23 protein-coding genes are annotated in these 25,166 nt (G+C 64.0%); 17 read left to right on the top strand and 6 right to left on the bottom strand.

Annotated features, from left to right (window positions below; all coding sequences use genetic code 11):
• Positions 1 to 131: 131 nt before the first annotated feature.
• Positions 132 to 2,174 carry a lytic transglycosylase domain-containing protein gene (locus tag ORS3428_RS19850; RefSeq protein ID WP_071099976.1) on the bottom strand — a complete coding sequence of 681 codons (2,043 nt, stop codon included), beginning with the start codon at positions 2,172 to 2,174 and terminating at the stop codon, positions 132 to 134.
• A gap of 469 nt (positions 2,175 to 2,643) precedes the next feature.
• Between ORS3428_RS19850 and dapA the strand changes: the two genes are divergently transcribed.
• From dapA to ORS3428_RS19835, 3 genes are all read left to right on the top strand, one after another.
• Positions 2,644 to 3,525, top strand: a complete 882-nt coding sequence (gene dapA / locus ORS3428_RS19845) for a 4-hydroxy-tetrahydrodipicolinate synthase (RefSeq protein ID WP_071099975.1) — start codon at positions 2,644 to 2,646, stop codon at positions 3,523 to 3,525.
• 151 nt (positions 3,526 to 3,676) lie between these two features.
• A complete protein-coding gene (gene smpB, locus ORS3428_RS19840) occupies positions 3,677 to 4,156 on the top strand; it encodes an SsrA-binding protein SmpB (RefSeq protein WP_071099974.1) in 480 nt (159 codons plus the stop codon).
• Between the two features lie 117 nt (positions 4,157 to 4,273).
• Positions 4,274 to 5,017 carry a glycoside hydrolase family 25 protein gene (locus ORS3428_RS19835; protein WP_071099973.1) on the top strand — a complete coding sequence of 248 codons (744 nt, stop codon included), beginning with the start codon at positions 4,274 to 4,276 and terminating at the stop codon, positions 5,015 to 5,017.
• Here ORS3428_RS19835 and ORS3428_RS19830 read toward each other — a convergent pair.
• Both ORS3428_RS19830 and ORS3428_RS19825 read right to left on the bottom strand, forming a co-directional pair.
• Entirely contained in the window at positions 4,986 to 5,657 is a 672-nt protein-coding gene (locus tag ORS3428_RS19830) for a uracil-DNA glycosylase (RefSeq protein ID WP_172833708.1), read from the bottom strand. The two genes, ORS3428_RS19835 and ORS3428_RS19830, sit on opposite strands and share 32 nt — an antisense overlap.
• Complete coding sequence (locus tag ORS3428_RS19825; protein ID WP_071099971.1) at positions 5,654 to 6,235, bottom strand: LabA-like NYN domain-containing protein; 582 nt, start codon at positions 6,233 to 6,235, stop codon at positions 5,654 to 5,656. Before ORS3428_RS19825 ends, ORS3428_RS19830 begins: the two co-directional genes overlap by 4 nt.
• A 296-nt stretch (positions 6,236 to 6,531) precedes the next feature.
• Here ORS3428_RS19825 and rpoZ point away from each other — a divergent pair, with 296 nt between their 5' ends.
• The 11 genes from rpoZ to ORS3428_RS19770 all read left to right on the top strand — a co-directional run bounded on the left by rpoZ (position 6,532) and on the right by ORS3428_RS19770 (position 16,545).
• Positions 6,532 to 6,933: a DNA-directed RNA polymerase subunit omega gene (gene rpoZ, locus ORS3428_RS19820; protein WP_071099970.1), complete on the top strand. Its 402-nt coding sequence runs from the start codon at positions 6,532 to 6,534 to the stop codon at positions 6,931 to 6,933.
• Positions 6,934 to 7,058: 125 nt separating this feature from the next.
• Positions 7,059 to 9,290, top strand: coding sequence for a RelA/SpoT family protein (locus tag ORS3428_RS19815; RefSeq protein WP_071099969.1), 2,232 nt, complete (start codon positions 7,059 to 7,061; stop codon positions 9,288 to 9,290).
• Between the two features lie 191 nt (positions 9,291 to 9,481).
• Positions 9,482 to 10,060 (top strand): orotate phosphoribosyltransferase, encoded by a 579-nt coding sequence (gene pyrE / locus ORS3428_RS19810; RefSeq protein ID WP_071099968.1) that lies wholly within the window; start codon positions 9,482 to 9,484, stop codon positions 10,058 to 10,060.
• A gap of 65 nt (positions 10,061 to 10,125) precedes the next feature.
• Complete coding sequence (locus tag ORS3428_RS19805) at positions 10,126 to 10,506, top strand: VOC family protein (RefSeq protein WP_071099967.1); 381 nt, start codon at positions 10,126 to 10,128, stop codon at positions 10,504 to 10,506.
• A gap of 359 nt (positions 10,507 to 10,865) precedes the next feature.
• Positions 10,866 to 11,453 (top strand): DUF2062 domain-containing protein, encoded by a 588-nt coding sequence (locus ORS3428_RS19800; RefSeq protein ID WP_071099966.1) that lies wholly within the window; start codon positions 10,866 to 10,868, stop codon positions 11,451 to 11,453.
• Entirely contained in the window at positions 11,450 to 11,863 is a 414-nt protein-coding gene (gene acpS, locus ORS3428_RS19795) for a holo-ACP synthase (protein WP_071099965.1), read from the top strand. The genes ORS3428_RS19800 and acpS overlap by 4 nt, the downstream gene beginning before the upstream one ends.
• 80 nt (positions 11,864 to 11,943) lie before the next feature.
• Positions 11,944 to 12,693 carry a signal peptidase I gene (gene lepB, locus ORS3428_RS19790; protein ID WP_071100261.1) on the top strand — a complete coding sequence of 250 codons (750 nt, stop codon included), beginning with the start codon at positions 11,944 to 11,946 and terminating at the stop codon, positions 12,691 to 12,693.
• A 4-nt stretch (positions 12,694 to 12,697) separates the two neighbouring features.
• Positions 12,698 to 13,411: a ribonuclease III gene (gene rnc, locus ORS3428_RS19785; protein WP_071099964.1), complete on the top strand. Its 714-nt coding sequence runs from the start codon at positions 12,698 to 12,700 to the stop codon at positions 13,409 to 13,411.
• The gene (gene era / locus ORS3428_RS19780; protein ID WP_172833716.1) at positions 13,396 to 14,328 is read left to right on the top strand and encodes a GTPase Era; all 933 of its coding nucleotides are present in this window, start codon (positions 13,396 to 13,398) and stop codon (positions 14,326 to 14,328) included. The genes rnc and era overlap by 16 nt, the downstream gene beginning before the upstream one ends.
• 44 nt (positions 14,329 to 14,372) lie before the next feature.
• Positions 14,373 to 15,269: an aminoglycoside phosphotransferase family protein gene (locus tag ORS3428_RS19775; protein ID WP_071099962.1), complete on the top strand. Its 897-nt coding sequence runs from the start codon at positions 14,373 to 14,375 to the stop codon at positions 15,267 to 15,269.
• 193 nt (positions 15,270 to 15,462) lie between these two features.
• A complete protein-coding gene (locus tag ORS3428_RS19770) occupies positions 15,463 to 16,545 on the top strand; it encodes a site-2 protease family protein (RefSeq protein ID WP_071099961.1) in 1,083 nt (360 codons plus the stop codon).
• Between the two features lie 431 nt (positions 16,546 to 16,976).
• On the opposite strand, the gene ORS3428_RS19765 is transcribed toward ORS3428_RS19770, so the two are convergent.
• A complete protein-coding gene (locus ORS3428_RS19765; RefSeq protein WP_172833707.1) occupies positions 16,977 to 17,873 on the bottom strand; it encodes a LysR substrate-binding domain-containing protein in 897 nt (298 codons plus the stop codon).
• A 109-nt stretch (positions 17,874 to 17,982) separates the two neighbouring features.
• On the opposite strand from ORS3428_RS19765, the gene ORS3428_RS19760 reads away from it, so the two are divergent.
• Both ORS3428_RS19760 and ORS3428_RS19755 read left to right on the top strand, forming a co-directional pair.
• Entirely contained in the window at positions 17,983 to 19,506 is a 1,524-nt protein-coding gene (locus ORS3428_RS19760; RefSeq protein ID WP_131802931.1) for a sulfatase family protein, read from the top strand.
• 17 nt (positions 19,507 to 19,523) lie between these two features.
• Positions 19,524 to 21,089 (top strand): ABC transporter substrate-binding protein, encoded by a 1,566-nt coding sequence (locus tag ORS3428_RS19755; protein WP_071099959.1) that lies wholly within the window; start codon positions 19,524 to 19,526, stop codon positions 21,087 to 21,089.
• Positions 21,090 to 21,105: 16 nt separating this feature from the next.
• Here the strand turns inward: ORS3428_RS19755 and ORS3428_RS19750 are convergent, their stop codons facing one another.
• A complete protein-coding gene (locus ORS3428_RS19750) occupies positions 21,106 to 23,436 on the bottom strand; it encodes a mechanosensitive ion channel domain-containing protein (protein ID WP_083355218.1) in 2,331 nt (776 codons plus the stop codon).
• Positions 23,437 to 23,764: 328 nt separating this feature from the next.
• On the opposite strand from ORS3428_RS19750, the gene recO reads away from it, so the two are divergent.
• Complete coding sequence (recO, locus tag ORS3428_RS19745; protein WP_071099957.1) at positions 23,765 to 24,529, top strand: DNA repair protein RecO; 765 nt, start codon at positions 23,765 to 23,767, stop codon at positions 24,527 to 24,529.
• A 9-nt stretch (positions 24,530 to 24,538) separates the two neighbouring features.
• On the opposite strand, the gene ORS3428_RS19740 is transcribed toward recO, so the two are convergent.
• Positions 24,539 to 25,003, bottom strand: a complete 465-nt coding sequence (locus ORS3428_RS19740) for an NUDIX domain-containing protein (protein WP_071099956.1) — start codon at positions 25,001 to 25,003, stop codon at positions 24,539 to 24,541.
• Between the last annotated feature and the right edge of the window lie 163 nt (positions 25,004 to 25,166).

Genomic DNA, 25,166 nt, shown 5'->3' with positions numbered 1-25,166 from the left:
GACGGAGGAGATTGGCGAAAGCCGAAGTAAGATCCGATCTCCCCCCGACTCGGGGGAGATGTCCGGCAGGACAGAGGGGGGCGCGAAGGATCGCAGCCTTTGGAATTCTGCGTATGCGACGCCCTCGACGATCAACTGCGTCCGTTCACCAGGTCGCCGACGATGTCGTATTTCCCCGAAATACGCATCTTGTAGACCTCGTAATTCTCCATCACGCGCTGCACGTAACTTCTTGTTTCCGTGTAGGGTATCCGCTCGATCCAGTCGACGACGGTATCCACGTCCTTGCCGCGCGGATCGCCGTATTTCGCCGCCCATTGGGCGGCGCGGTTGGGACCCGCATTGTAGCCGGCGAAGGTCAGCACATAGGAGCCGCTGAAGCGGTCGAGCTGCTCGCCGAGGAAGGCCGAGCCCAGCGTCGCGTTGTAGCCGGCATCGGTGGTCAGCCGCGCCGCCGAGAAAGCCATGCCGGCCCTCTTGGCCAGCTGCTTGGCGGTGCCCGGCATCAGTTGCAGCAGGCCGCGCGCGCCGGCACTGGAAATGGCGCCGACATTGAACTCGCTCTCCTGGCGGGCAATGGCATAGGCCAGCGCCTTGCCGGCGCCGGAGATGTTGGCCGAATCGGGAATGACGCCAAGCGGATGCGACAGCGCGCCGACATCGATGCCGCGCTGGGCGGCGATCTTGCCGACCTTCAATGCGATGAAATGGTTGCCCTGCTTCTCGGCGAGCACTRCCAGCAGCGCCAGCTCGCCGGGACTGGTCAACTGTCCCGCAAGGTCGAGATAGAGCGTTTCGGCATAGCGGTCATAGCCGGCTTCCTGCAGCCGCTTGATGGCGTTGACGGCCTCCCTGGCTTCGAAGCTTTGGCGGTCGGCCGCGCTCGGCTCGGGATAGGCGATATTGAGCGTCCTGAGGCCCACGCGCTCGCCGGCGAGCTGGCCGTAGAAGGTGGTGCCATAGGCGGCCGCACGCGTGAAATAATCCTTGGCGTTCCCTGGACCGCCGGCTTCCGCCGCGCGGCCGAGCCAGTAATAGGCGCGCGATAGCGACACCGGCCCCTGGGCGAGGTCGGCGATACGGGCGAAATGCGAGGCGGCTGTGGCCGGATCGCTCAAGCCGCGCAGCGCGTACCAGCCGGCATGGAATTCGGCTTCGGCGGCGCTGGCCGGGCTCTCGGCCGCGTGCATGGAAGCGATCTTGTAGGCGGTCTTCATGTCGCCCTGGTCGACCAGCTCGCGCGAAAGGACGCGGCGCTCCACCCACCAGGCATCTGGATCGACCAGCGCGTCGCGGTCGGTCGGCGCCTTCATCACCACCGCTGCGGCGTCGGCGAATTTCTGCTGCTTGCGCAGATATTCGGCCTCGGCGAAGAAATAGCCGGCCGAACGCTGCGCTGCGGGCACGGCCTGGAGCAATTTCGCCGCGCTCTTGTCGCCCCGGTCGGCGGCCGCCCAGGCATCGGCGAGTTGCTGGGCGCCGGCAAGGCCGGCGACGCGCAGCGCCGAGGACGGCCGCTCTGCATAGAACATGCGCTCCATGYGGTAGCGGTGGTCGGCCGCCGGGATCAGCGCGCCGAATTCCTTGATGATGGCGGTCTCGTCCTTCTCTTCCAGCTTTTCGCTGCGCCAGAAGGGCACCAGCACYGCGCGCGCCGCCGCCTGGTTGCCCAGCGCCACTTGCGAGCGGGCGAGGATCATCACGCCTTCCGGCGTCAGCGGCTGGCTGCGGCCGAAGGCCTGCACCACCGCTTGCGGCGGCGGGTTCTCGCGATAGAGCGCGCGCTCGCTGTTCTTGCGCAGCGCGATCGTCCCCGGCCATCCAGGCAGCATCCTGGCCGCGTCGGCAATCTCGCCGCTCGGCACCTGGTTGCCGCCATAGAGCGCGATCGCCCAGGCAAGGATGTGCCGGTCGAGTGAGGTGGCAGGCAGCGTGTCGCGCGCGTTGCGCGCGCCGGCGATGTTGTTGGCGGCGAGCGCGTCGAGCCCGCCCTTCAATTGCGCGATGCTGGCCGAAGGCTGAGGCGGCTGCGCCTGGTCCGAAGCCTGCGGCGAGCCTGGCGCAGGGATGGTCGCCGTCGTACGCACGTCCACACTGCCGCCGATCGCCATCCCCGGCATCAGCGCGACGACCGCGCTGAAAAGCGCGAAGAGATGGGGCCGCCTCGTCGGCATGTTTCTACCCTAGCACATCGTCAGCAGGCAGGAATCCTCGAAGCCCGACCCGGAGCCTAAACTTAGGTCGTGAAAGGCTCGTAAACAAAAGGTTATCGAGGCCGTCCGAAATGCGCGTGCTGGCACCATCGTGATGCTTGCCGGTGAACCATGTCGAGACTATGGTGCGCGGCTTCGCTTTCGGTTAGAAGGCGCGCAACTATACCGATCGATAAACACCAATGCATGTCGCCCAAAAGTGGGCACCGGTTTTGGGGTAACGACATGCAGAGACCAACGAAATGCATGTCGCCCAAAAGTGGGCACCGGTTTTGGGACAACGACATGCAGAGACTAACGAAATGCATGTCGCCCAAAAGTGGGTACCGGTTTTGGGGTAACGACATGCAGAGACCAACCTAATGCATGTCGCCCAAAGGTGGGCACCGGGACAACGACATGCACAACAAAGCTCCAGGAGTTGKACAATATGCTGAGAGGCTCRCTGACTGCGCTCGTCACACCGTTCGAAAAGAGCGGGCGTTTCGACGAGAAAGCCTTTCGCGCTTTCGTCGAATGRCAGATCGCCGAGGGCACCAAGGGCCTTGTCCCGGTCGGCACCACCGGCGAGTCGCCGACGCTGTCGCATGACGAGCACCGCCAGGTCGTGAAGGTGTGCATCGAGGTGGCCAAGGGCCGGGTTCCGGTGGTCGCCGGCGCCGGCTCCAACAACACCGAGGAAGCGATCGGGCTGGTGCAATATGCCGAAAAGGCCGGCGCCGATGCCGTGCTTGTGGTCACGCCTTATTACAACAAGCCGACGCAGCGCGGCCTCTATGAGCATTTCGCCGCCGTCGCCCGGGCGACCAGCCTGCCGATCATCATCTACAACATCCCACCGCGCTCGGTGATCGACATGACGCCCGAGACGATGGGCAGGCTGCGCCACGACTTCAAGAACATCGCCGGCGTCAAGGACGCGACCGGCAAGGTCGAGCGCGTCTCGGAGCAGCGCATGACCTGCGGCAAGGATTTCATCCAGCTCTCCGGCGAGGATGYCTCGGCGCTTGGCTTCAACGCGCATGGCGGCGTCGGCTGCATTTCGGTGACCTCGAATGTCGCGCCGCGCCTCTGCGCCGAATTCCAGGAAGCGACGCTTTCAGGGGACAGCGCCAAGGCGCTCGAGCTGCAGGATCGTCTCTTGCCGCTGCACAAGGCGATCTTCGTGGAGCCCGGCGTGTCCGGCGCCAAATATGCGCTGTCGAAGCTGGGCAAGGTCGAGAATGTGACGCGCTCGCCGCTCGTGACAGTCGAGGCTTCGACTGCCGAGAAGATCGATGCGGCCATGAAGCATGCCGGCTTGATAAACTAGCGAGCCCGTTTGGAAACTCTACTCCTGCGGCCATCTGCAGGCGTCGCCTGCGCTTCCGGTGCTCATGTACTATATGTACGCTCCGCTCCGGTTCTCGGTGACACCATCATCTGACTCGCAGGAGCGAGTTTCGAAACGGACTCTAGACGTCATGAACCAAGTCAAGAAAGCCGACCCCAACAACAGGACGGTCGCCGAAAACCGCAAGGCGCGCTTTTCCTACGAGGTGCTCGACACGATCGAGGCCGGCCTGGTGCTGACCGGCACCGAGGTCAAGTCGTTGCGACAGGGCCAGGCCAACATCCAGGAATCCTACGCCTCGGCCGAGGACGGCGAGATCTGGCTGATCAATTCCTATCTTCCGGAATATCTCCAGGCCAACCGCTTCAACCACGAGCCGCGCCGGCGCCGCAAGCTGCTCGTCAGCAAGCGCGAGATGGCCAAGCTTGCGCAAAGCGTCGAGCGCGAAGGCATGACGCTGGTGCCGCTCAAGATCTACTTCAACGACCGCGGCCGCGCCAAGCTGCTGCTGGCGATCGCGCGCGGCAAGAAGCTGCACGACAAGCGCGAGACCGAGAAGCAGCGCGACTGGTCGCGCGAGAAGGGGCGGCTCCTCAAGGAGCGTGGCTAGAGCAATTCGCGCAGCGGTTTTCCGCCCGGAAAGAGCGCAGCGGTTTTCCGTCCGGAATTGCGTGAAGTCGTTAGGACCACCGGCGATATGCGGGCAAGGCGAGCAAGGGGCCAAGGCTTGAGGGACCGGCTGATTGTCCTGGCCCTGGCTTTCGTCCTTGTGGCGCTCTCGGTCTGGACAGACGRCCTTTTCCGACCCCGTCCTTTCCCGCCGGATCGCATCCGCTTCCCTCTGAGGGGCATCGACGTTTCGCACCATCAGGGCAAGATCGACTGGCAGCGCGTTGCCGCCGACGATGTGACCTTCGCCATCATCAAGGCGACCGAAGGCGGCGACCATGTCGATGATGCGTTTGCCGAGAATCTGCGCGAGGCGCGCGCCGCGGGCCTTGCGGTCGGCGCGTATCACTTCTTCACCTTCTGCCGCCCGGGCGCCGATCAGGCGAAGAACTTTCTCGCGGCCGTGCCACACGGCGAGYCGCTTTTGCCGCCGGTCGTCGACATCGAGTTCCACGGCAATTGCCCGCATCGACCTTCGCCCGCCGAACTGAATGCGGAACTCCTGGCGTTCCTGGGTCCGGTCGAGGCGGCCTATGGCAAGCCGGCCATCATCTACATCACCGACGAGGCGGTGCCGGCCTATTCAGCTTCCATTCCGGATCGCCGGCGCTGGCTACGCGCGGTGGCGATGCCGCCGAAAGACGACGATTGGGTCTATTGGCAATATCTCGACAAAGGTCGCGTCGACGGCATCGGCGGCGATGTCGACTTGAATGTGCTGAAGGGCGGTCCCGCGAGGCTCACCGAACTGTTTGCCCCGACGCCTGAATCTAGCTCTTCAGGAACGCCGCGATCTCCTTGAAGACGTTGACGAACATCTCTTCCGTCAGCACACCCGTGTTGGTGTTGTAGCGCGAGCAGTGATAGCTGGAAAAGAGCATGATGCCGCCGGCTTCCTGCCGTCTGCCATGCCGGAAGGGATGGGCTGCGACCCGCTCGTCCAGCGCCCGCACCGTCGACTGATGCGCGATCGAGCCCAGCGTCAAGATGGCGCGCAGGTTGGGAAAGCGTGCGATGGTCGGCCTGAGGAAGGTCCGGCATGTGGCGATCTCGGAGCCGATCGGCTTGTTCTCGGGCGGCACGCAGCGCACCGCATTGGTGATCGCCGTGCCGATCAGTTCCAGCCCGTCATCCGGCCTCGCCTTGAATTCGCCGCGGGCCAGACCCTCGGCAATCAGCGTGCCATAGAGCAGGTCGCCGGCATAGTCGCCGGTGAAGGGGCGCCCGGTGCGGTTGGCGCCGCGCAGGCCCGGCGCCAGCCCGACGATCAGAAGCCTGACCGAGTCCTCGCCCTCCGGCGGCAGGAAGGTCGGCACCGGCGCGTTGAACCAGCCCGGCTCGCGCTGGCGCAAGACGGCGATGAAGTCGTGCAGYCGCGGGCAGAGCGGGCAGTCACGGCTGGGTTCGGGGGAGGGCGCGGCGCTCAAGGCCGCCGCTTTCAATAGTCGTCCTCCTCGACTTCAGCCGGCTCGGGCCGGCGTATCGGCCGCTCCGACGGATCGCGGCCGACCTCGTTCTTCAGCGTCATGAGATCGATGAAGTGGTCGGCCTGGCGGCGCAAGTCGTCGGAGATCATCGGCGGCTGCGAGGCCATCGTCGAGATGATCGAGACCTTGCGGCCGCGCCGCTGCAGCGCCTCGACCAAAGTGCGGAAATCGCCGTCGCCGGAGAAGATGACATAGTGGTCGACGACATCGGCAAGCTCCAGCGCATCGACGGTGAGCTCGATGTCCATGTTGCCCTTGATCTTGCGCCGCCCGGTCGAGTCGGTGAATTCCTTGGYGGGCTTCGTCACCACCTTGAAGCCGTTGTAGTCCAGCCAGTCGATCAGCGGCCGGATCGAGGAATATTCCTGATCCTCCACCAGGGCGGTGTAGTAGTAGGCCCTGAGCAGGTAGCCCTGCTTCTGGAAGCTTGACAGAAGCTTGCGATAATCGATGTCGAAGCCCAGCGCCCGCGACGTCGCGTAGAGATTGGCACCGTCGATGAAAAGAGCGATCTTTTCACGGGGATCGAACATTGAAAAATATTCCTTTTCGAAAATTTCTGTCGTCTAAACGTGACGCGCAGGAACGGTAATGGTCCGCTTTGCCGTCTCATTCGAGATAACGCCAGATTTATGGATATCCAAGGGCGCGGGCGGGCATTGCAAGCAATTGTGATCGGCACTATGTGACGTCTGAGCGATGCCCGGTTGATGAGCCGGGCAAGGGCTCGCCAACCGGGGGCTGCCRCCATAAAGCTTGTATTTCTGTGGCGTCCGGGTTATGGAGCCCGCCTGTTTTCCACCAAATCCACGCATGAAAGGGGCAGTCCATGGCCCGCGTAACCGTTGAAGATTGCATCGACAAGGTCGACAACCGTTTCGAGCTCGTGCTGCTCGCCGGCCACCGTGYCCGCCAGATCAGCCAGGGCGCGCAGATCACCGTTCCTCGCGACAATGACAAGAATCCGGTCATTGCGCTGCGCGAGATCGCCGAGGAGACGCTGTCGCCCGACGACCTCAAGGAAGACCTGATCCACTCGCTGCAGAAGCATGTCGAGGTTGACGAGCCGGAGGCCGATGGCGAGGCGATTGCCGACCAGTCCGGCGCCGCCACCGCCGCGGCGGATACCGACGATGCCGAAGAGAACATCGCCTTCGACCGCATGAGCGAGGAAGACCTTCTCGCCGGCATCGAGGGTCTGGTCCCGCCGGAAAAGAGCGACGATTACTAAGTTCTCTCGGAGCTTGCTGGATCAAGCATCCGGCACTTCCGTATCGTCAGTTTCGTGGCTATCTATGGGATGCGTCGCACGTTGGTGCGGCGCATCAATCATTTCATCACCGCGAGATTCCGCCCATGATGCGTCAGTATGAGCTTGTCGAGCGCGTGCAGCGCTACAAGCCTGACGTCAACGAGGCGCTGCTCAACAAGGCCTATGTCTATGCCATGCAGAAGCATGGCCACCAGAAGCGCGCCTCGGGCGATCCCTATTTCTCGCATCCGCTGGAAGTCGCCGCGATCCTCACCGAGATGCATATGGACGAGGCGACGATCGCGGTTGCCCTCCTGCACGACACGATCGAGGATACGACCGCAACCCGCGCCGAGATCGATGAGCTGTTCGGCCCCGAAATGGGCAAGCTTGTCGAGGGCCTCACCAAGCTGAAGAAGCTGGACCTCGTTTCCAAGAAGGCCGAGCAGGCGGAGAACCTGCGCAAGCTTCTGCTTGCGATCTCCGAGGACGTCCGCGTGCTGCTGGTCAAGCTCGCCGACCGCCTGCACAACATGCGCACCCTCGACCRCATGCCGGAGGCCAAGCGGCTGCGCATCGCCGAGGAGACGATRGACATCTATGCGCCGCTCGCCGGCCGCATGGGCATGCAGGGCATGCGCGAGGAGCTGGAAGAGATCGCCTTCCGCTACATCAATCCGGAAGCCTACCGGGCCGTCACCGCGCGGCTGGCCGAGATTTTCGAGCGCAACAAGGGCGTGCTGGACGAGATCGAGAAGGCGCTGTCGGGCCTGTTCGAAAAGCACGCGATCAAGGCCGGCGTCAAAAGCCGGCAGAAGAAGCCGTGGTCGGTGTTCCGCAAGATGGAGGCCAAGGCGCTCTCCTTCGAGCAGCTCTCCGATATCTTCGGTTTCCGCGTCATCGTCGATACGGTCGAGGACTGCTATCGCGCGCTCGGCGCCATCCACACGACATGGTCGATGGTGCCCGGCCGCTTCAAGGATTACATCTCGACGCCGAAGCAGAACGACTATCGTTCGATCCACACCACCATCGTCGGCCCGTCGCGCCAGCGCGTCGAGCTGCAGATCCGCACTCGCGAGATGAACAAGATCGCCGAATACGGCGTCGCCGCGCATTCGATCTACAAGGACACCGGCGGCAAGTTGAATGGCGCCGCGCACACGATCTCCAAGGAGACCAACGCCTATGCGTGGCTGCGCCGCACCATCGAGCAGCTGGCAGAAGGCGACAACCCCGAGGATTTCCTGGAAAACACCAAGCTGGAGTTGTTCCAGGACCAGGTGTTCTGCTTCACGCCCAAGGGCATGCTGATCGCTCTGCCGCGCGGGGCGACTCCCATCGACTTCGCCTACGCCGTCCACACCGAGGTCGGCGACACCTGCGTCGGCGCCAAGGTCAACGGCCGCATCATGCCGCTGATGACGGAATTGAAGAACGGCGACGAGGTCGAGATCATCCGCTCCAAGGCGCAGGTGCCGCCGGCCGCCTGGGAATCGGTCGTCGTCACCGGCAAGGCGCGCGCCGCCATCCGCCGCGCCACCAAGAACGCCATCCGCAAGCAATATTCCGGGCTCGGCGCCCGCATCCTGGAGCGCGCCTTCGAGCGCGCCGGCAAGAGCTTTGCCAAGGAGAACCTCAAGCCGGTACTGCACCGGCTGGCGCGCAAGGACATCGAGGACGTTCTGGCCTCCGTCGGGCGCGGCGAACTCGCATCCAACGACGTCATGAAGGCTGTCTTCCCCGACTACAAGGACGAACGCGTGACGGTCGCGGCGCCCAAGCAGCGCGAGGAGGGCTGGTCGAAGATCCGCAACGCTGCCGGCATGCTGTTCCAGATGCCCGGGCGCGCCGCGCGCAAGGACAACAAGGACCAGCAGCGCGACGGCGCGGTTCCGATCCGCGGCGTGCGCGGCGATCTGCCGGTGCGTTTCGCGCCGGAAGGCGCGGTGCCCGGCGACCGCATCGTCGGCATCATCCAGCCGGGCACCGGCATCACCATCTATCCGATCCAGTCGCCGGCGCTGCAGGCTTTCGACGACCAGCCCGAGCGCTGGATCGACGTGCGCTGGGACATCGACGAGCGCACCAAGGAGCGCTTCCCGGCGCGCATCTCGGTCACCGCCATCAATGCGCCGGGATCGCTCGCCGACATCGCCCAGGTAGTTGCCTCGAACGACGCCAACATCCATACGTTGTCGATGGTGCGCACCGCGCCCGATTTCACCGAGATGCTGATCGACCTCGAGGTCTGGGACCTGAAGCATCTCAACCGGCTGCTTTCGCAGCTCAAGGACAATTCGAGCGTCAGCGACGCGCGGCGTGTGAACGGTTGACCATAATCCCGCAAAGTGGGAACCGGTTTGCGGACAAGATCATGGTTTGAAGGAAACAAGGCCATGATCCCGCAAAGTGGGAACCGGTTTGCGGACAAGATCATGGTCTGAAGGAAACAAGGCCATGATCCCGCAAAGTGGGGAACCGGTTTGCGGACAAGATCGCGGTCGAAAAATAGAATGGGGACAAGATGAACACCGACGAAGTGCTGGGCATATTCCGGGAGGCCGGCGCGGTTCTCGAAGGCCATTTCATCCTGACGTCGGGCCTGCGCAGCCCGGTCTTCCTGCAGAAGGCGCGCGTCTTCATGCATGCCGACAAGACCGAGCGCCTGTGCAGCGCGCTGGCCGAGAAGATCCGCCAGGCCGTGCCTGGCAAGATCGACTATGTCGTCGGCCCGGCGGTCGGTGGCCTGATCCCGGCCTATGAGACTTCGCGCCATCTCGGCGTGCCGGCGATCTGGGTCGAGCGGGAAGGGGGCGAGTTCAGGCTCCGCCGCTTCGAGATCGCCAAAGGATCGCGTGTCGTCATCGTCGAGGATATCGTCACCACGGGACTTTCGATCCGCGAGACGATCGACTGCCTGCGCGAACTCGGTGCCGACGTCGCGGCGGCCGCCTGCATCATCGACCGCTCGGCCGGCAAGACCGATGTCGGCGTGCCGCTGATCGCGCTCGCCGAATATGAGGTACCGGCCTATCCGCCCGACCGCCTGCCGCCGGAACTTGCCGCCATCCCGCCTGTCAAGCCGGGAAGCCGCAATATCTAGGAATGCATGTCGCCCAAAAGTGCGTAGCAGTTTTCGGGTAACGACATGCATCAGGGAGAAGTAGCTTGATCGACGGCATCGATCATTTCGTGCTGACGGTCCGCTCGGTCGAGGCGACCTGCGACTTCTACCAGCGTGTCCTCGGCCTGAGGCGGCTGGACGAGCCGAACCGGCCGACCGCGCTTCTGTTCGGATCGCAGAAGATCAACCTGCATGAGGTCGGCCGCACCTTCGAACCGAAGGCGAAGACGCCGACGCCCGGCGCCGGCGATTTCTGCCTCGTCGCGGCAGTGCCTCTTGCCGATATCCGCGCCAGCCTCGAAGCCAACGGCGTGGCGATCGAGCTCGGTCCTGTCGAGCGCACCGGCGCCCGCGGCAGGATGATGTCGGTCTATTTCCGCGATCCGGACGAAAATTTGGTCGAGATCAGCGAATATCTGGAATAGAGCAATTCCAGGAAAAGTGTGCAGCGGTTTTTCCGTCCGGAGTTGCGACGGGCAAAGAATGCAATTCCAGGAAAAGTGTGCAGCGATTTTTCCGTCCGGAATTGCGTAAGATCAGACAACTCCGTTCATTTGAGATCGTGCCGCATGGCGCCGTGCCGATCGGTCCTCTCCTCAGTTTCGCCAGAATGACCCTCTTGTTAGCGCCTGCGGCAGACGATCGCGGTCGCATTTCGTTGTTCCGCGGCCGGGCTGTCGCTATATCAAAGTTTTGTTGCCTTCCTGCGCCCTCGGAGCGCAAGATATGTCGGCGCGACCCGGGGTGGCGGGGGAGCGTGTATTGAACCGGGAACTGAAACAGAGTGCTTTTTCGACGCCGAGAGCCTGATGGCCTCCTGGAGCGGGTGCGTATTCACCTTTGGCCGCGCCGCTCTTTTTCACGTTCGTTCCAATATTTTTCCAAGCGCATCCTGCGTCTGAAGGYCACCCCCCACTCCGTGGCCGCCGGTGTTGCCGCGGGTGTCTTCGCCTCGTTTTTCCCGCTCGGCTTCCACTTCATCGTGGCCGCCGTTGTGTGCYGGGTGATCGCCGGCAATCTGGTGGCGGCGGCCCTCGGCGCGTTGTTCTTCGGCAATCCGCTGACCTTTCCGCTGCTCTGGGGCGCGTCCTGGGAGACCGGCAAGCTGATCCTGCATGAGCACCTGCCCAGGCATGGTCCGCCCGAGCATATGGGCGAAATGATGCACACGCTTTCCTTCGCGAAGCTTTGGCAGCCGATCCTGGAGCCCATGCTGATCGGCGCGGTGCCGCTCGGACTGGTGTTCGGGCTTGTTTTCTACGGCATCACCCGCTGGGGCATGACCGCGTTCCGCGAACAGCGCAAGCGGCGCATGGCCGAGCGGGCGGAGAAGGCCAAGCGCGCCGGTGGGCGGGAAGTTCCCGCGGAATGATCATYGGCATCGGCAGTGACCTGATCGACATCAGACGCATCGAGAAGTCGCTGGAACGGCACGGCCAGCGCTTCGTTCAGCGCATCTATACCGAGATCGAGCAGGCCAAATCGGAAAAACGCGCCGCCCGCTCCGCTTCCTACGCCAAGCGATTCGCCGCCAAGGAGGCCTGCGCCAAGGCGCTGGGCACCGGCATGGCTCAGGGCGTGTTCTGGCGCGACATGGGCGTGGTCAACCTGCCCAGCGGCGCGCCGACCATGGCGCTGACCGGAGGCGCTGCCGCCAGGCTGGAGAAAATCCTGCCCAAGGGCCATCGCGCGCTCATCCACCTCACCATCACCGATGATTTCCCGCTTGCTCAAGCCTTTGTGATCATTGAGGCGGTGCCCGCCGAACAAGCGCCACATTGATTCCATCTGACCACGAGCGGCATGACGTTGCCCAGCGCGCGCCGAGACTCTATACCAACCAACGCACAATCGAGGACGACATGAGCGTGGCTGAAAAATCGCAGAAAAAATCCGGCGGGCTTGGCGAAACCTTCTCCGTCATAATCCAGGCTCTGCTGCTCGCGCTCGTGATCCGCACGCTGCTGTTCCAGCCCTTCTCCATCCCGTCCGGGTCGATGCGACCGACCCTGCTCGAAGGCGATTATCTGTTCGTCACCAAATGGGCTTATGGCTATTCGCGCTATTCGCTGCCCTTCGGCCCGAACCTGTTCTCCGGCCGCATCTGGGGCTCTGAGCCCAAGCGCGGCGATGTGGTGGTGTTCAAGTTCCCGCCGGATCCGTCCGTTGACTACATCAAGCGCGTCGTCGGCCTGCCCGGCGACAAGATCCAGGTCAAGGACGGCCAGCTTTTCATCAACGGCACTGCCGTGCCGCGCGAAAAGGTCGGCCAGATCGACAATCCCGATATCACTGAGGTCGACCGTCCCGTTGACGTCTATCGCGAGACACTGCCCAACGGCGTCACCTATGACACGCTCGACCTGACGCCCAATTCGATCGGCGACAACACGCGCGAGTTCGACGTGCCGCCCGGCCACTATTTCATGATGGGCGATAACCGCGACAACTCCTCCGACAGCCGCTTCACCGTCGGTTTCGTGCCGGCCGAGAACCTTGTCGGCCGTGCCAACGTCATTTTCTTCTCGATCGCCGACGGCGCGAGCCCCTTGGAAGTCTGGAAGTGGCCGTCGCTGATGCGCGTCGGGCGCCTGTTCCATCTCGTCCACTAAGGTCATGGCGGCCAAGCGTTTGACCGCCGATGCTCTTGCCGAAGCGCTTGTCGAGCGCACCGGCCACGCCTTTGCCGACCGCCAGCGTCTGCAACGCGCGCTGACCCATGCCAGCGCGCGCTCGACCCATGCCGGCGTCGACTATGAGCGCTTCGAATTCCTGGGCGACCGCGTTCTAGGCCTTGTCGTGGCCGACATGCTGCTCGCCACCTTTCCCGAGGCCGCCGAGGGCGAGCTGTCGCTGCGCCTCAACGCGCTGGTCAATGCCGAGGCGCTCTCCGAGATCGCCGAGGAGATCGGCCTGCCGGAGCTGGTCCGTGCCGGCTCCGACGTGCGCAACCTCGAAGGCCGCAAGCGCACCAATCTGCGCGCCGATGCGCTGGAATCGCTGATTGCCGTGCTCTATCTCGACGGCGGGCTGGAGGCGGCGCGCGCGTTCATCCACCGCTACTGGCAGCCGCGCTCGCAGGCGATGGGTGCTGCCCGCCGCGACGCCAAGACCGAATTGCAGGAATGGGCGCACCAGGCGGCATCGGGCGCCGTCCCGGCCTACCGGGTCGACAGCCGCGAGGGTCCCGACCACGACCCGTTGTTCACTGTCAGCGTCAAGGTCGGCTCCTTCGCGCCGGCTATCGGCAGCGGCCGTTCCAAGCGCGAGGCGGAGCAGGCAGCAGCCGCGGCGCTTTTGCTGCGCGAAGGCGTCTGGAGCGCGGCATGACCGGCACTGAAACTCCCGAAACACCCGCCACGCGCTCCGGCTTCGTCGCGCTGATCGGCGCGCCCAATGCCGGCAAGTCTACGCTGGTCAACCAGCTGGTCGGCGCCAAGGTTTCGATCGTCACCCACAAGGTGCAGACGACGCGCGCGATCGTGCGTGGCATCGCCACGCATGACAATGCGCAGATCGTCTTTGTCGACACGCCCGGCATCTTCAAGCCGAGGCGCCGGCTGGACACGRCCATGGTCACCACCGCCTGGGGCGGCGCCAAGGATGCCGATGTCGTGGTGCTGCTGATCGATGCCGAGCGCGGCATCAAGGGCGATGCGGACGCCATCCTCGACCGGCTGAAGGACGTTAAGCAGCCGATGCTGCTCGTGCTCAACAAGGTCGATCGCGTCAAGCCGGAGACGCTACTGGCCCTGGCCGCGGCAGCGAATGAAAGAGTGCCGTTCAAGCGCACCTTCATGGTCTCGGCGCTCACCGGCTCCGGCTGCAAGGACCTGCTCGATTATCTCGCCGAGACGCTTCCGGTTGGCCCCTGGTATTATCCGGAAGACCAGATCTCCGACCTGCCGATGCGCCAGCTCGCTGCCGAGATCACCCGCGAGAAGCTTTATCTCAGGCTGCATCAGGAGCTTCCCTATTCCTCGCATATCGAGACCGAGAAATGGGAGGAGAAGAAGGACGGCTCCGTGCGCATCGAACAGGTCATCTATGTCGAGCGCGACAGCCAGAAGAAGATCGTGCTCGGCCACAAGGGCGAGACGATCCGCGCCATCGGCCAGGCCGCGCGCGCCGAGATCGCCGAGATCCTCGAGCAGAAGGTGCACCTCTTCCTGTTCGTGAAGGTGCGCGAGAACTGGGGCGACGACCCCGAGCGCTATCGCGAGATGGGGCTGGAGTTTCCCCACTGATGCCTGTCGTCTAGGAATGCCGACCCTCGATCTGGGACAACGGCATGCACAATCCTAAGGTAAATATCGATACCGATCTCGTGCGCCGGCTGGTCGAGGTGCAGTTCCCAAAATGGCGGCATCTGCCGGTGAGCCCGGTCGCCTTTGGCGGCTGGGATAACCGTACCTTCCATCTTGGCGACGAGATGACGGTCAGGCTGCCGAGTGCGGCTCACTATGCTCTGCAGGTCGAGAAGGAGCATCGCTGGCTGCCGCTGTTCGCGCCGCTTCTGCCGCTGCCGATCCCTGTGCCGCTCGCCATGGGCGAGCCGGCGGATGGCTATCCGTGGCATTGGTCCGTCTATCGCTGGATCGAAGGCGAGACGGCGAAGACCGGGCACATTGCCGACCTTCGCGCCTTCGCTCTGACACTCGCCGAGTTCCTCGTTGCCCTGAGGCGGATCGATCCGACCGGCGGGCCGGGACCGGGCCAGCACAATTTTTATCGCGGCGGGCCGCTGACGGTCTATGACGGGGAGGCGAGGCAGGCAATCGCCGCGCTCGAAGGCGAGATCGATGCGCAAGCCGCGACCATTGTCTGGGAGGCAGCGCTTGACGCGACCTGGCACGGTTCGCCGGTTTGGTTCCACGGCGATGTCGCCTCCGGCAACCTGCTGGTCAAGGACGGCCGCTTGAGCGCCGTCATCGACTTCGGCACCTCCGGCGTCGGCGATCCGTCCTGCGATCTCGCGATCGCCTGGACGTTTTTCGAGGGCGAAAGCCGCGAGACGTTCCGCTCCGCAATCGCCGTCGATGACGCGACCTGGGCGCGCGGCCGCGGCTGGACGCTGTGGAAGGCCCTGATCACGGCCGCCGGGCGTATAGATGTCAATCCTGCCGAGATCGAAAGGGCTCGGCGCGTGATCGACGAGGTGCTTGCCGACCATGAGCATTGGGCCTGATCGGCAAAATGGCGGCGGATGTACTGAACCGTCCCTGCTAAGAGGTCTCGGTCTGGGCGGGCGCATCCTGCCCTTCAACGGGCGGGCCGTCCTGGCAAACCCGGCCTGACGAATGGCGAGRCACTTGACGCGACTGCAAACGGGGGCATGCTCGGCGGGCGCGGCCTGCTTCCCGACCCGACGGAGTGGCATCATGCAGTGGTCCTACCCGATCCTCCGTGTCGGCGACACCGAGATCCGCATCCACCTGACCTTCCTGCTGCTGCTCGCCTGGATCGGCATCGCCTATTTCCAGGAGGGTGGAACGTCGGCTGCGATCAAGGGCGTCGGCTTCATCGTCGCCGTGTTCGCCTGCGTGGTATTGCATGAGCTCGGCCATGCCGCTGCTGCTAGTCGCTACGGCATCCGAACTCCAAAGATCACGCTCTTGCCGATAGGCGGCGTCGCGGAGCTGGAGCGCCTACCCGAGAAGCCGTCGGAAGAGATCATCGTTGCGCTCGCCGGCCCGCTGGTCAATGTCGTCATTGCCACTTTCCTCGTCGTCGCGCTGGGCACCACCGTTGGTATCGACGCGCTGACGTCGATGGATAACCCGCATAACGCGTTCGTAGCTCGCCTCGCCGCCGTCAACATCTGGCTGGTTCTGTTCAACCTCATTCCGGCCTTTCCGATGGACGGCGGACGCGTGCTGCGCGCCTTGCTCGCCACGCGCTACAACCGAGTGCGCGCGACGGAGATTGCAGGGACCGTTGGTCAGTTCGCCGCCTTCGCCTGCGGCTTCATCGGTCTCGTCGCCGGCAACGTGCTGCTCATATTCGTTGCGATCTTCGTCTACCTCGCCGCCACTGCGGAAACGCGGGCGATGGGGCTCGAGGCAGCGGCGCGTGCCGTCAACGTCCGCGACGTCATGATCAGCCGGTTCGAAAGCCTGCCGGCGACCGCGACCCTCGACGAGGCGGCACAGGCCCTGTTGCGCACGACGCAACACGAGTTCCCGATCGTCGACGGTGGCGGCAGGCTGCGAGGCCTGCTGACGCGTGAGGGGCTCGTCGCCGGACTGCAGCAGCGCGGCGGTCAGGCTCCTGTGATCGAGGCAATGGTCGCAAACATCCCGGTGGTGCGCGACTATGAGAAGCTCATCGAGGCGCTCGAGCCGCTGAAGAAGGGAGTTGCACCCGCGGTCGGCGTGGTGGATGCCAGCGGCCGTTTGGTGGGCTATGTCATCATCGAAAACATCGGCGAGCTCATGCTGCTGCGCAGCGCCGTCGCAAGTTGACGGATCTCGGCCGGGCCGCGCCCCATGGATAGTCGGCTAGCGCGTGAGATGCACTTGCGCTGGCCACGCCGTTTCGCTAGCTCGCATGCTCTTTCGTCCAGAGTCACGGATCCGCAGGCCGGACGTTACCCCGGCGGCTATCCATTCTCGTCAGCCGGCGCGCGTCGCCGGGCGATCGTTGGCGTGGCCCAGAGTGGCTTCACCAGGAGCGGAACGCCCCTCTGCGGACCGACAATGCATGTAGCGATGAAACTCTCAGCGACAACCAGTTCCGTTCGTTGCCGCCCGCTTTTGAGCTTCAGCTGAATCTCTGTTCGCAGTGCCCGCGGGCAGGATTGCGGCGCCGAAGGTCCTGAGATGGGGCGGCGGCAACGCTGCTCTGCCGACACCAGTCCGCTTCGACTGATGAGCTGTTATTTCGCACCTGTGATTCAGCCCTGGGCGATCAGATCGGTGATTGCCTGGATGACCTTACCGGCTGCCGCCCCCGTCGCCGACCGATCGTTGACGATGATCGAGATGCGAAACGGAATGTCGAACTCGACTGGCCTGAGTGCCAGTCCGAACTCGGAATAGAAGCCTGCAGTGAACGGATCGACGACCGCCAGCGAGGGGCCGCCCCGGACCAGCGCACAARCCAGGAACGACTGGAAAATGTCGGCGACCGTGTTGGCTGCTGTCACTTCGAGCAGTTTGGCGCCGTCGCGGCTGCGCCGGAAATAAAGCTCGCCCAGCGATACGAACGGATAGCGGGAAAAATCCTCCAGCCGGACCAGTTCGCTTTCGGCAAGCGGATGGTTCTGGTCCATGACACAGACGCTGTTGCGCTCGAAGGTGGCGACGCATTGGGCGTCGAGGAAGGAAACGCCGGCGTCCACCAGACCGACGTCGGTCAGGCGCGAGGCAACGGAGGAGACTATCTCCGTCGAGCTGCGCACCGCGATCGTCGTTTTGGCTTCGGGGAACCGGGTTCTGAGCTGCTGGATGGCTTCCGGCACGACCTTGAACGACATCGCCGCCAGCGTGCCGATGCGTACGACGCCGCGCTTCAATTCGCGGATCTCCTGCGCCGCCAGGATCAGGTTGCGGGCGCCGTGAAAAGTCTTGCCGACCTCGCCGTAGAACAGCAGCCCCTGCTCGGTCGGAACCAGCCGGCCGTGCGAGCGATCGAACAGGCTGAGGCCGGTGTCGATCTCCAGCTCCTGCAGCAGGCGGCTGACGCTCGGCTGCGATACGTTCAGCGCGATCGCAGCGCCCGACACCGAGCCGGCAACCATCGTCGCTTCGAAGGCTTCCAATTGACGAACGCTGAGCCCGGAAAAACGCATCTCTTCCTCCCGGTATAGGATTAGCACATACCCGACGAAAATCTTGATCTTTGATTTCGCGGCGTTTCGAGCCCTAGCTGCAAGCCTGGCAGAAACGGGCGGAGCCGTCGTGAAGCGAGCCAACCTCATCTTCATCTGTGCGGATCAGATGCGCTACGATGCGCTGTCGATCACAGGCAACCGCGTCGCGCACACCAGCAACATCGACCGGATCGCGGCGCGCGGCGCGACCTTGCACCGGCACTATACGCCCAACCAGATCTGTTCGCCGAGCCGCGCGACCATGGCGACGGGGCTCTATCCGCGCCATCACGGTCTTTGGCGAAACGGCGTGGCGCTCGACGAGCGGCTGCCCAATCTCTGGCAGGCGCTATCGCAGGCGGGTTACAGGACGCGGGGCGTGGGGAAGCTGCACTTCCAGCCGCTGCTCGCGCCGGCCGAACGCGACATGCCGGAATCGCTCGCCTACTGGGAAAGGCCCGGCAGCGAGAGCTGGCGCGGCCCCTATTTCGGCTTCGACGGCGTCGATCTCGTGATGGGCGAGGCCAACGAATCCACCCGCGCCGGGCATTATGCCGCTTGGCTCAAACGCAACCACCCAGATGTAGTGGAGCTCTACGAGCCCGATGCCAGTCCCGACAGCCGGGCGCAAGACCTGAACGAGGTGTGGAAAAGCGCGGTGCCGCCCGAGCTGCACTACACCAACTGGATCGCGGACCGGGCCATCGACTTCATCGAGCGCCAAAGCAGGCAACCGGAACCGTTCGGGCTGTTCGTCTCATTTCCGGACCCCCATCACCCCTTTGCCCCTCCGCAGCCATATTGCGACTTGTTCCGGCCGGAGCGGATGCCGAAGCCAAGTATCCGGGCGGGCGAGCTGGCGCGCATGCCGGACTATCTCGGCGAAGGCGACGATCCGACCAAGGCGCCCTACATCGCCAGCGGCGAGCAGCCGCGCGAACAGGGCTTCTTGCTGCGCACCGACGAGATCTCCGCCGAGACACTGGCCACCGCCATCGCCCACACGCATGGCATGATCCAGATGATCGACGACGCAGTCGGCCGGCTGCTCGCGGCGCTGGACGGCGCCGGCGTGCTCCAAGACACTTATGTGCTGTTCACAGCCGATCATGGGGAGTTGCTCGGCGACCACGGGCTGCTGCGCAAGGGGCCGCCGCCCTACCGGCAATTGCTGCAGGTGCCGCTGGTCCTCAGCGGTCCCGGCATCCGCGCCGGAACCAATCTCGACGCCCTCACCAGCCACCTCGACCTGTTCGCGACCATCGCATCGCTGCTCGGCCTGCCGGCGCCCGTGACCGACGGCACCGATCTCAAGCCGCTGATCGACGGCCGGATCGCCGATGTCCGCGACTTCCTGTTCGCCGAATATCATCCGCGACGTGACGCCTGCCTCTACAACCAGTCGATCATCTCCAAGGAGTGGCGGTTCACGCGCTATCCCAACCAGCCTGCTTGGGGGGAGTTGTTCGACCTTCGCGAAGATCCCTGGGAGCACTGGAATCTGTTTCCCGACCAAGCGTTCAGCACGCAGGCGCATGCGCTGAACGCCGTTCTCGACCGGCGGCTGCCGCCGCGGCCGCTGATGGAAAATGAAGTCCTCGGCGCCTACTGAACCAATGGGAGAGTGACATGAACGATAAGATCGTTTTCGCGGGCCTGGACAACATGAACCGCCGCGGCTTCATCAAAACGGCCGCTGCGGTCGCCCTCGCCACGGCGGCGTTTCCCCGCGCCAGCCTTGCCGAGGCGCCGCGCAAGGGCGGTGCGTTGCGCCTCGGCCTCAATGGCGGCAGCTCCGCCGACACGCTCGACCCGACGCAGCTGATCGGCACCTTTTCCATCAACGTCTCGCGGCAGGTCTACAACACGCTGGTCGAGATCGGCGACGATGGCAAACCGGCGCCGGAACTGGCGGCAAGCTGGGAGGCGAGCGACGGCAACAAGCGCTGGATCCTCAATCTCAGGCCGGGCGTGCAATTCCACAATGGCAAGACCCTCGACGCCGACGACGTGAAATACTCGCTGGGCCTGCATATCGGCGACAAGACCAAGTCTAAGGCCAAGGGGCTGGTCGCCGACGTCGCGGAAGTGCGGGYCGCCTCGCCGACACAAGTCGAGATCCTGCTCAAATCGCCCAATCCCGACATGGACTATGTGCTGTCGGACCTGCATTTCGCCATGGTCCCGGCGGGCTTTGCCGACTGGTCGAAAGCGGTCGGCACCGGTCCGTTCAAGCTCACCGCATTCCAACCGGGCGTGCGCGCCACGACCATCCGCAATGAAGCTTATTGGCGCAGCGATCGCGGCCATGTCGATACGGTTGAGACGGTGGTGATCAACGATGCCACTGCCCGCGTCTCGGCGCTTCAGGGTGGCTCGGTCCACATCATCAACGGCGTCGACTACAAGATCGCGCCGCTGCTCAAGAGAGATCCGCGGGCCTATTTGGTGGTCACCGAAGGCAAGCAGCATTTCTCGCTGCCGATGGATGYGACGAAGGAGCCGTTCACCAACGCCGACGTCGTGCTGGCACTGAAGCACGCCCTCGACCGCGAGCAGGTGGTGAAGCTGTTGATGGCCGGCTACGGCCGTGTCGGCAACGACCACCCTATCGCTACCAGTGACCCGAGCTTCAACCCTAACATCGCACAGCGCGCCTACGATCCGGACAAGGCCCGCTTCCACCTCAAGAAAGCCGGCAAAAGTGGCCTTGCACTCGAGTTGCACGTCGCACCGGTGGCGTTCGAGCAGGCCGTAAGCACGGCCGAGCTTTTCGCGCAATCGGCCAAGCCCGCCGGCATCACCATTAGCGTCAAGCGAGAGCCGGACGACGGCTACTGGAGCGACGTGTGGATGAAGAGGCCCTGGGTCGCTTCCTTCTGGGCCGGGCGGCCCTCGGCCAGCATGATGTTCTCCTCCGTCTATGCCTCAGGCGCACCATGGAACGAGACGCATTGGAAGAACGACAGCTTCGACAGCAAGCTCGCGGAGTCACGCTCGTTCGCCGATCCGGCCAAGCGCCGCGAGGTCTATTTCGAGCTGCAGCAGATGATCCATGACGACTGCCCGACCATCATCCCAGCCTTCGCCAGTTGGATCRACGCAGCACGCCAAGAGGTGAAGGGATTCGTTCCYAACCCGAACTTCCTGCTCAGCGACCATCGCGTGGCCGAACGCGTCTGGYTGGCCACATGATCGAAGCTACTCTGCTCTAGGAGGCCTCGGTCTGGTCGGGCGCATCCTGCCCTTCATCGGGCGGACCGTCCTGGGTAACGCCGGCCTTGCGCCGGCGTTTGGGCGACTTGGCGACCTGAGCGCCTGTCGCCGCGCCGCGCTTTGGTTTTCCCGCCCTCAGTTTTGGCCCGGCATGCTGCTGCTTGGCGCGCGCAGGCGGTGACTTGCCCGGCTTGTCTTCGCCGCTCATGTAGAACGTGACATGCGGGAACGGTATCTCGATGCCGCGCTCCTCGAAGACCTCCTTGATGATCTCGTTGTAGGCGCGACCCAGGGCAAAATGCTTGCCCGGCGCGGTCTTGATGCGGGCCCGAACCAGAATGGCGGAGTCGGCGAACTCGGTCACGCCGTGCATCTCGAGGTCGCCGATGATGTCGCGCGCGAACCCGGYCTCTTTCAGTCTGTCGAAGGCATCGTRCATCGCCTGCTTCACCTCGGGTATGCTCRCCCCGTAGTCCACGCCGATCGATGCGAYGTGGTAGCTGAAGTTCTTCATGAAATTCGTCACGGCATCGACGGAGGAGAACGGGATGAGGTGATAGGCGCCGTCGAGAGTGCGCAGCGAGACCGAACGGATTGTCAGTCGCTCGACGGTGCCGGTGACGCCTCCGGCGGTAACCACATCGCCTTCATTCATCGCGTTCTCGAACTGTATGAAGGCGCCGGTGATGATGTCCTGTACGAGTTTTTGCGCTCCGAAGCCGACAGCAAGGCCGACGACGCCGGCACCGGCAAGCAGCGGGCCGATGTTTACGCCGAATTCGGACAGGACCAGCATGACAATGAGGACGCCGAGCGCAACCATAAAGGCGTTGCGGAATAGGGACAGAAGCGTCCGCTCCCGCGGGGACGGGATATGGCCGTAATTTGGATTGAGGCGATATTCCACCCACGACTGCACGGCGAGATAGATGAGGCCGCCGGCCARCAAAATCAGGGCCGCGGAAACGATCGACACGGCGAAGCGCTGGCCGACTTCGCTCGACAGCCATCCGACAACGTTTGCCGCTCGCCAGAATTGGGCGATGACTAGCAACACAACCCCGGCTACCAGGAGGCGAACCGCCCGGAGCACATTGGGAACAAAGGCATTGAGGCGCCGCTCGAGCAACGGCAGCCGCTCGCTGACCTCGGGGGGCAGGCTTATCCCGGCTCCAGCGACCCGTGCGATGACGCCGGTCAGCAATATGCCTATGCCTACCGCGACGATCGACTGGATGGTAGCCGCGAGGACGAAGGGCAGGGCCATTGCGGGAGCCGCGAGCCACAGAACGAAGACGAGGATCAGATATCCGATCGCCACCACGTGCCAAAGCCTGGCGAGGCCGGCCAGGAACCTGCCCAGAATGTCGATTCGGCGAGTCTCGCTGCGGCGCAGCAGCCATCGCCGCACCGAATCGCGATTCTGCATGATGACAATCAGAGCCAGCACGAGCGCCGCGAACATCACGACGACACGCACCACTTGCGCTGCGTCGTCCGAGACGTTGAGCGCAATGATCGGCGCGATGAAGAACATCGTATAGCCGACCACGCCGACGAAGCGGCCCAGCCAGAAATACCAGTATGCCGCCGTCGTATCGTTCATTGTCCAGATCCGCAGCGCCGGCCATCTCGKGGCAAGCAGCGTACGCGCAAGGACCTTGATGAACTCGATGACCAGGAAGGCGTTCAGGAACAGCGCACGGTTCATCTCGGCCTGGCCCGCCTGGTCGATAACGAATGCGGACAGGGAAGACACCGAGYCGATCGCCCAGGCCGCGAGAACGGTGAGCGCATCGGCGAGTGCGGACAGGCCGATGAAGYCGAACCGCTCGAACCTGCCTCTGCGCGCCGCGGCATTGGCGAATGTGCGCTGGAACCGTCCAAAGGCGAGGCGCAGCGCGAGGTAGACGGCGAAGGTGAGGACAACGACAAGGGCGCTGTTGCGTACGGCGTTCCAAAAGCTCTGCACATCCAGCGAGACGCCTCCGGAAAAGGCGCCGGCAATTCTCTCGACAAGCGCGGCGGTCGTCTTGATCAGGCCGGAAGCGCTCTCCGCCGCGTCCCTCGTATAGGCGGCGACCTCCTGCGCGATCGTCGTTTGAGGTGCGGACTCGGCAGCCGGCTGCTGGCGGCCTTCGGCGGCCGCGGCGCGCAGCTTGTCGATTAGGCGGTGCCGCGCCTGATCATTTTCCAGGATATTGATGAGCGCTTCGACATCCGCGCTCGGCTCGGCGGGCTTAGGCCCCGCCGGTGCGGCCGGTTGGGCGAAGCTTGGTGCCCCGGCAAGCAGTAGAAACAACAACAGAAAAATTAGAGTTCGCATTGCCGGCCCAGGACTAAGTCTGTGGATCGGGGCGCCCGCTTGCCGGCGCCGGCTTGGACTTTCTTGCAAAACCGCAGGTGGCCGTGTCCTCGCATTGGTCCAGTTCATGTAGGGCGAGCCTGCTGAAGTGGAAGGTGATACTTTCATTGCGCGTGGCGAGCTTTCGTCCCCCTTGGCCACGCTCAGCTGCGATATCGAACCCTCGCCGATCGTGTCCAAGTTGGCCAAACAGCGGGCGTAGATTTGCGTTCCTCAGGTCCGCGGGACTACCGACCTCAAAGGAACCAAAATCTTGATTTCGCCCCGCAACGGGTGAAAAGCTCGGGCCATGGAATGGCGCGACGAGGGAATCATTCTCGGCACCCGCAAGCATGGCGAAACCAGCGCCATCCTCGAGGTGATGACGCGCGCCCATGGCCGGCATCTCGGCCTGGTGCGCGGCGGCCGCTCACGCAAGCAGCAGCCGGTGCTGCAGGCGGGCAACCGCGTCGACCTTTTGTGGCGGGCGCGGCTCGACGAGCATCTCGGGATCTTCCAGGCCGAAGCGATCGAGATGAACGCCGCCCGGCTGATGGATAGCGCCGTCGCCGTCTACGGCCTGCAGACCATGGCCGCGCATCTCAGGCTTCTGCCCGAGCGCGACGCCCATGGCGGCCTCTACGAGGCTCTCGCCGTGATGATCGCCCATCTCGATGATCCTGATGCCGCGGGCGAACTGGTAGCGCGCTTCGATCTGCTCATCCTCGATGAACTCGGCTTCGGCCTCGACCTGAGCCAATGCGCGGCGACCGGCACGCGGCAGGACCTTGCCTATGTCTCGCCGAAGTCCGGACGCGCCGTCTCGCGCGCGGCCGGCGCGCCCTGGCACGACAAGATGCTGGCATTGCCTGCCTTCCTGCAGCGCGGCTCCGGTCTGCGCGCCGACGCAGCGGCGCTCGAGGACGCCTTTCGCCTGACCGGTTTCTTCTTTACCCGCCATGTCTACGAGCCGCGCGGCATCGAGGCGCCCGACGCCCGCGCCGGCTTCCTGGCGGCATTGCGCCGGCATCATGCGGCAGTCAAGGCGATTGCCGGGGAGACCGCCGGGCAATAGGGCGCGCAGTTATCCGGCGCCCCGCCGCTCCAGAAAATCGTCGAGGATGGGACGCTGGCCTTTCAGGATTTTCACACCGGCTTCGGGGAGTGAAAACCAGCCGGCTTTGTCCACTTCGGGAAATTCCTTCATGGTGCCCGACTTCGGCGGCCACTCCATGCTGAACATGTTGCTCCTGATTGCATCCGTGTCGAGATCGGCCTCCACGCTCCACGCGATCACGATCTTGCCGCCGGGCTGCTTGTAGCTGCCGACAGGCTGGAAGTCGCCGTCGATGGCGATGCCGAGCTCTTCCTCGGCCTCGCGCCGGGCGGCCTCGAACTCATCCTCCTTGCCGCCGATCAGCCCCTTCGGGATCGACCACGCGCCTTCATCCTTTCTCGCCCAGAACGGTCCGCCGGGATGGACCAGCAGGAATTCCAGAACACCGGCGGTTTGCCTGTAGATCAGCAGGCCCGCGCTGCGTTGCAGCATTGGTTATCCTCACGGCGTTTCCAGCGAGCATTCGAGAATAGCACGAGTATTTCGAGCCGGGTGGCAGGTAATTTCGCGGCCAGGCGCCGGCCGTTTCGATGCATCGCCATTGGACAAGGCTTGCAAGTTGCTGGCAATCGGCGCCGAAACATGCTCGATCTTG

The sequence above is a fragment of the Mesorhizobium sp. ORS 3428 genome (assembly GCF_001854785.1).
Taxonomy (GTDB): domain Bacteria; phylum Pseudomonadota; class Alphaproteobacteria; order Rhizobiales; family Rhizobiaceae; genus Mesorhizobium.
This window is presented reverse-complemented; position numbering and strand designations above follow the sequence as displayed.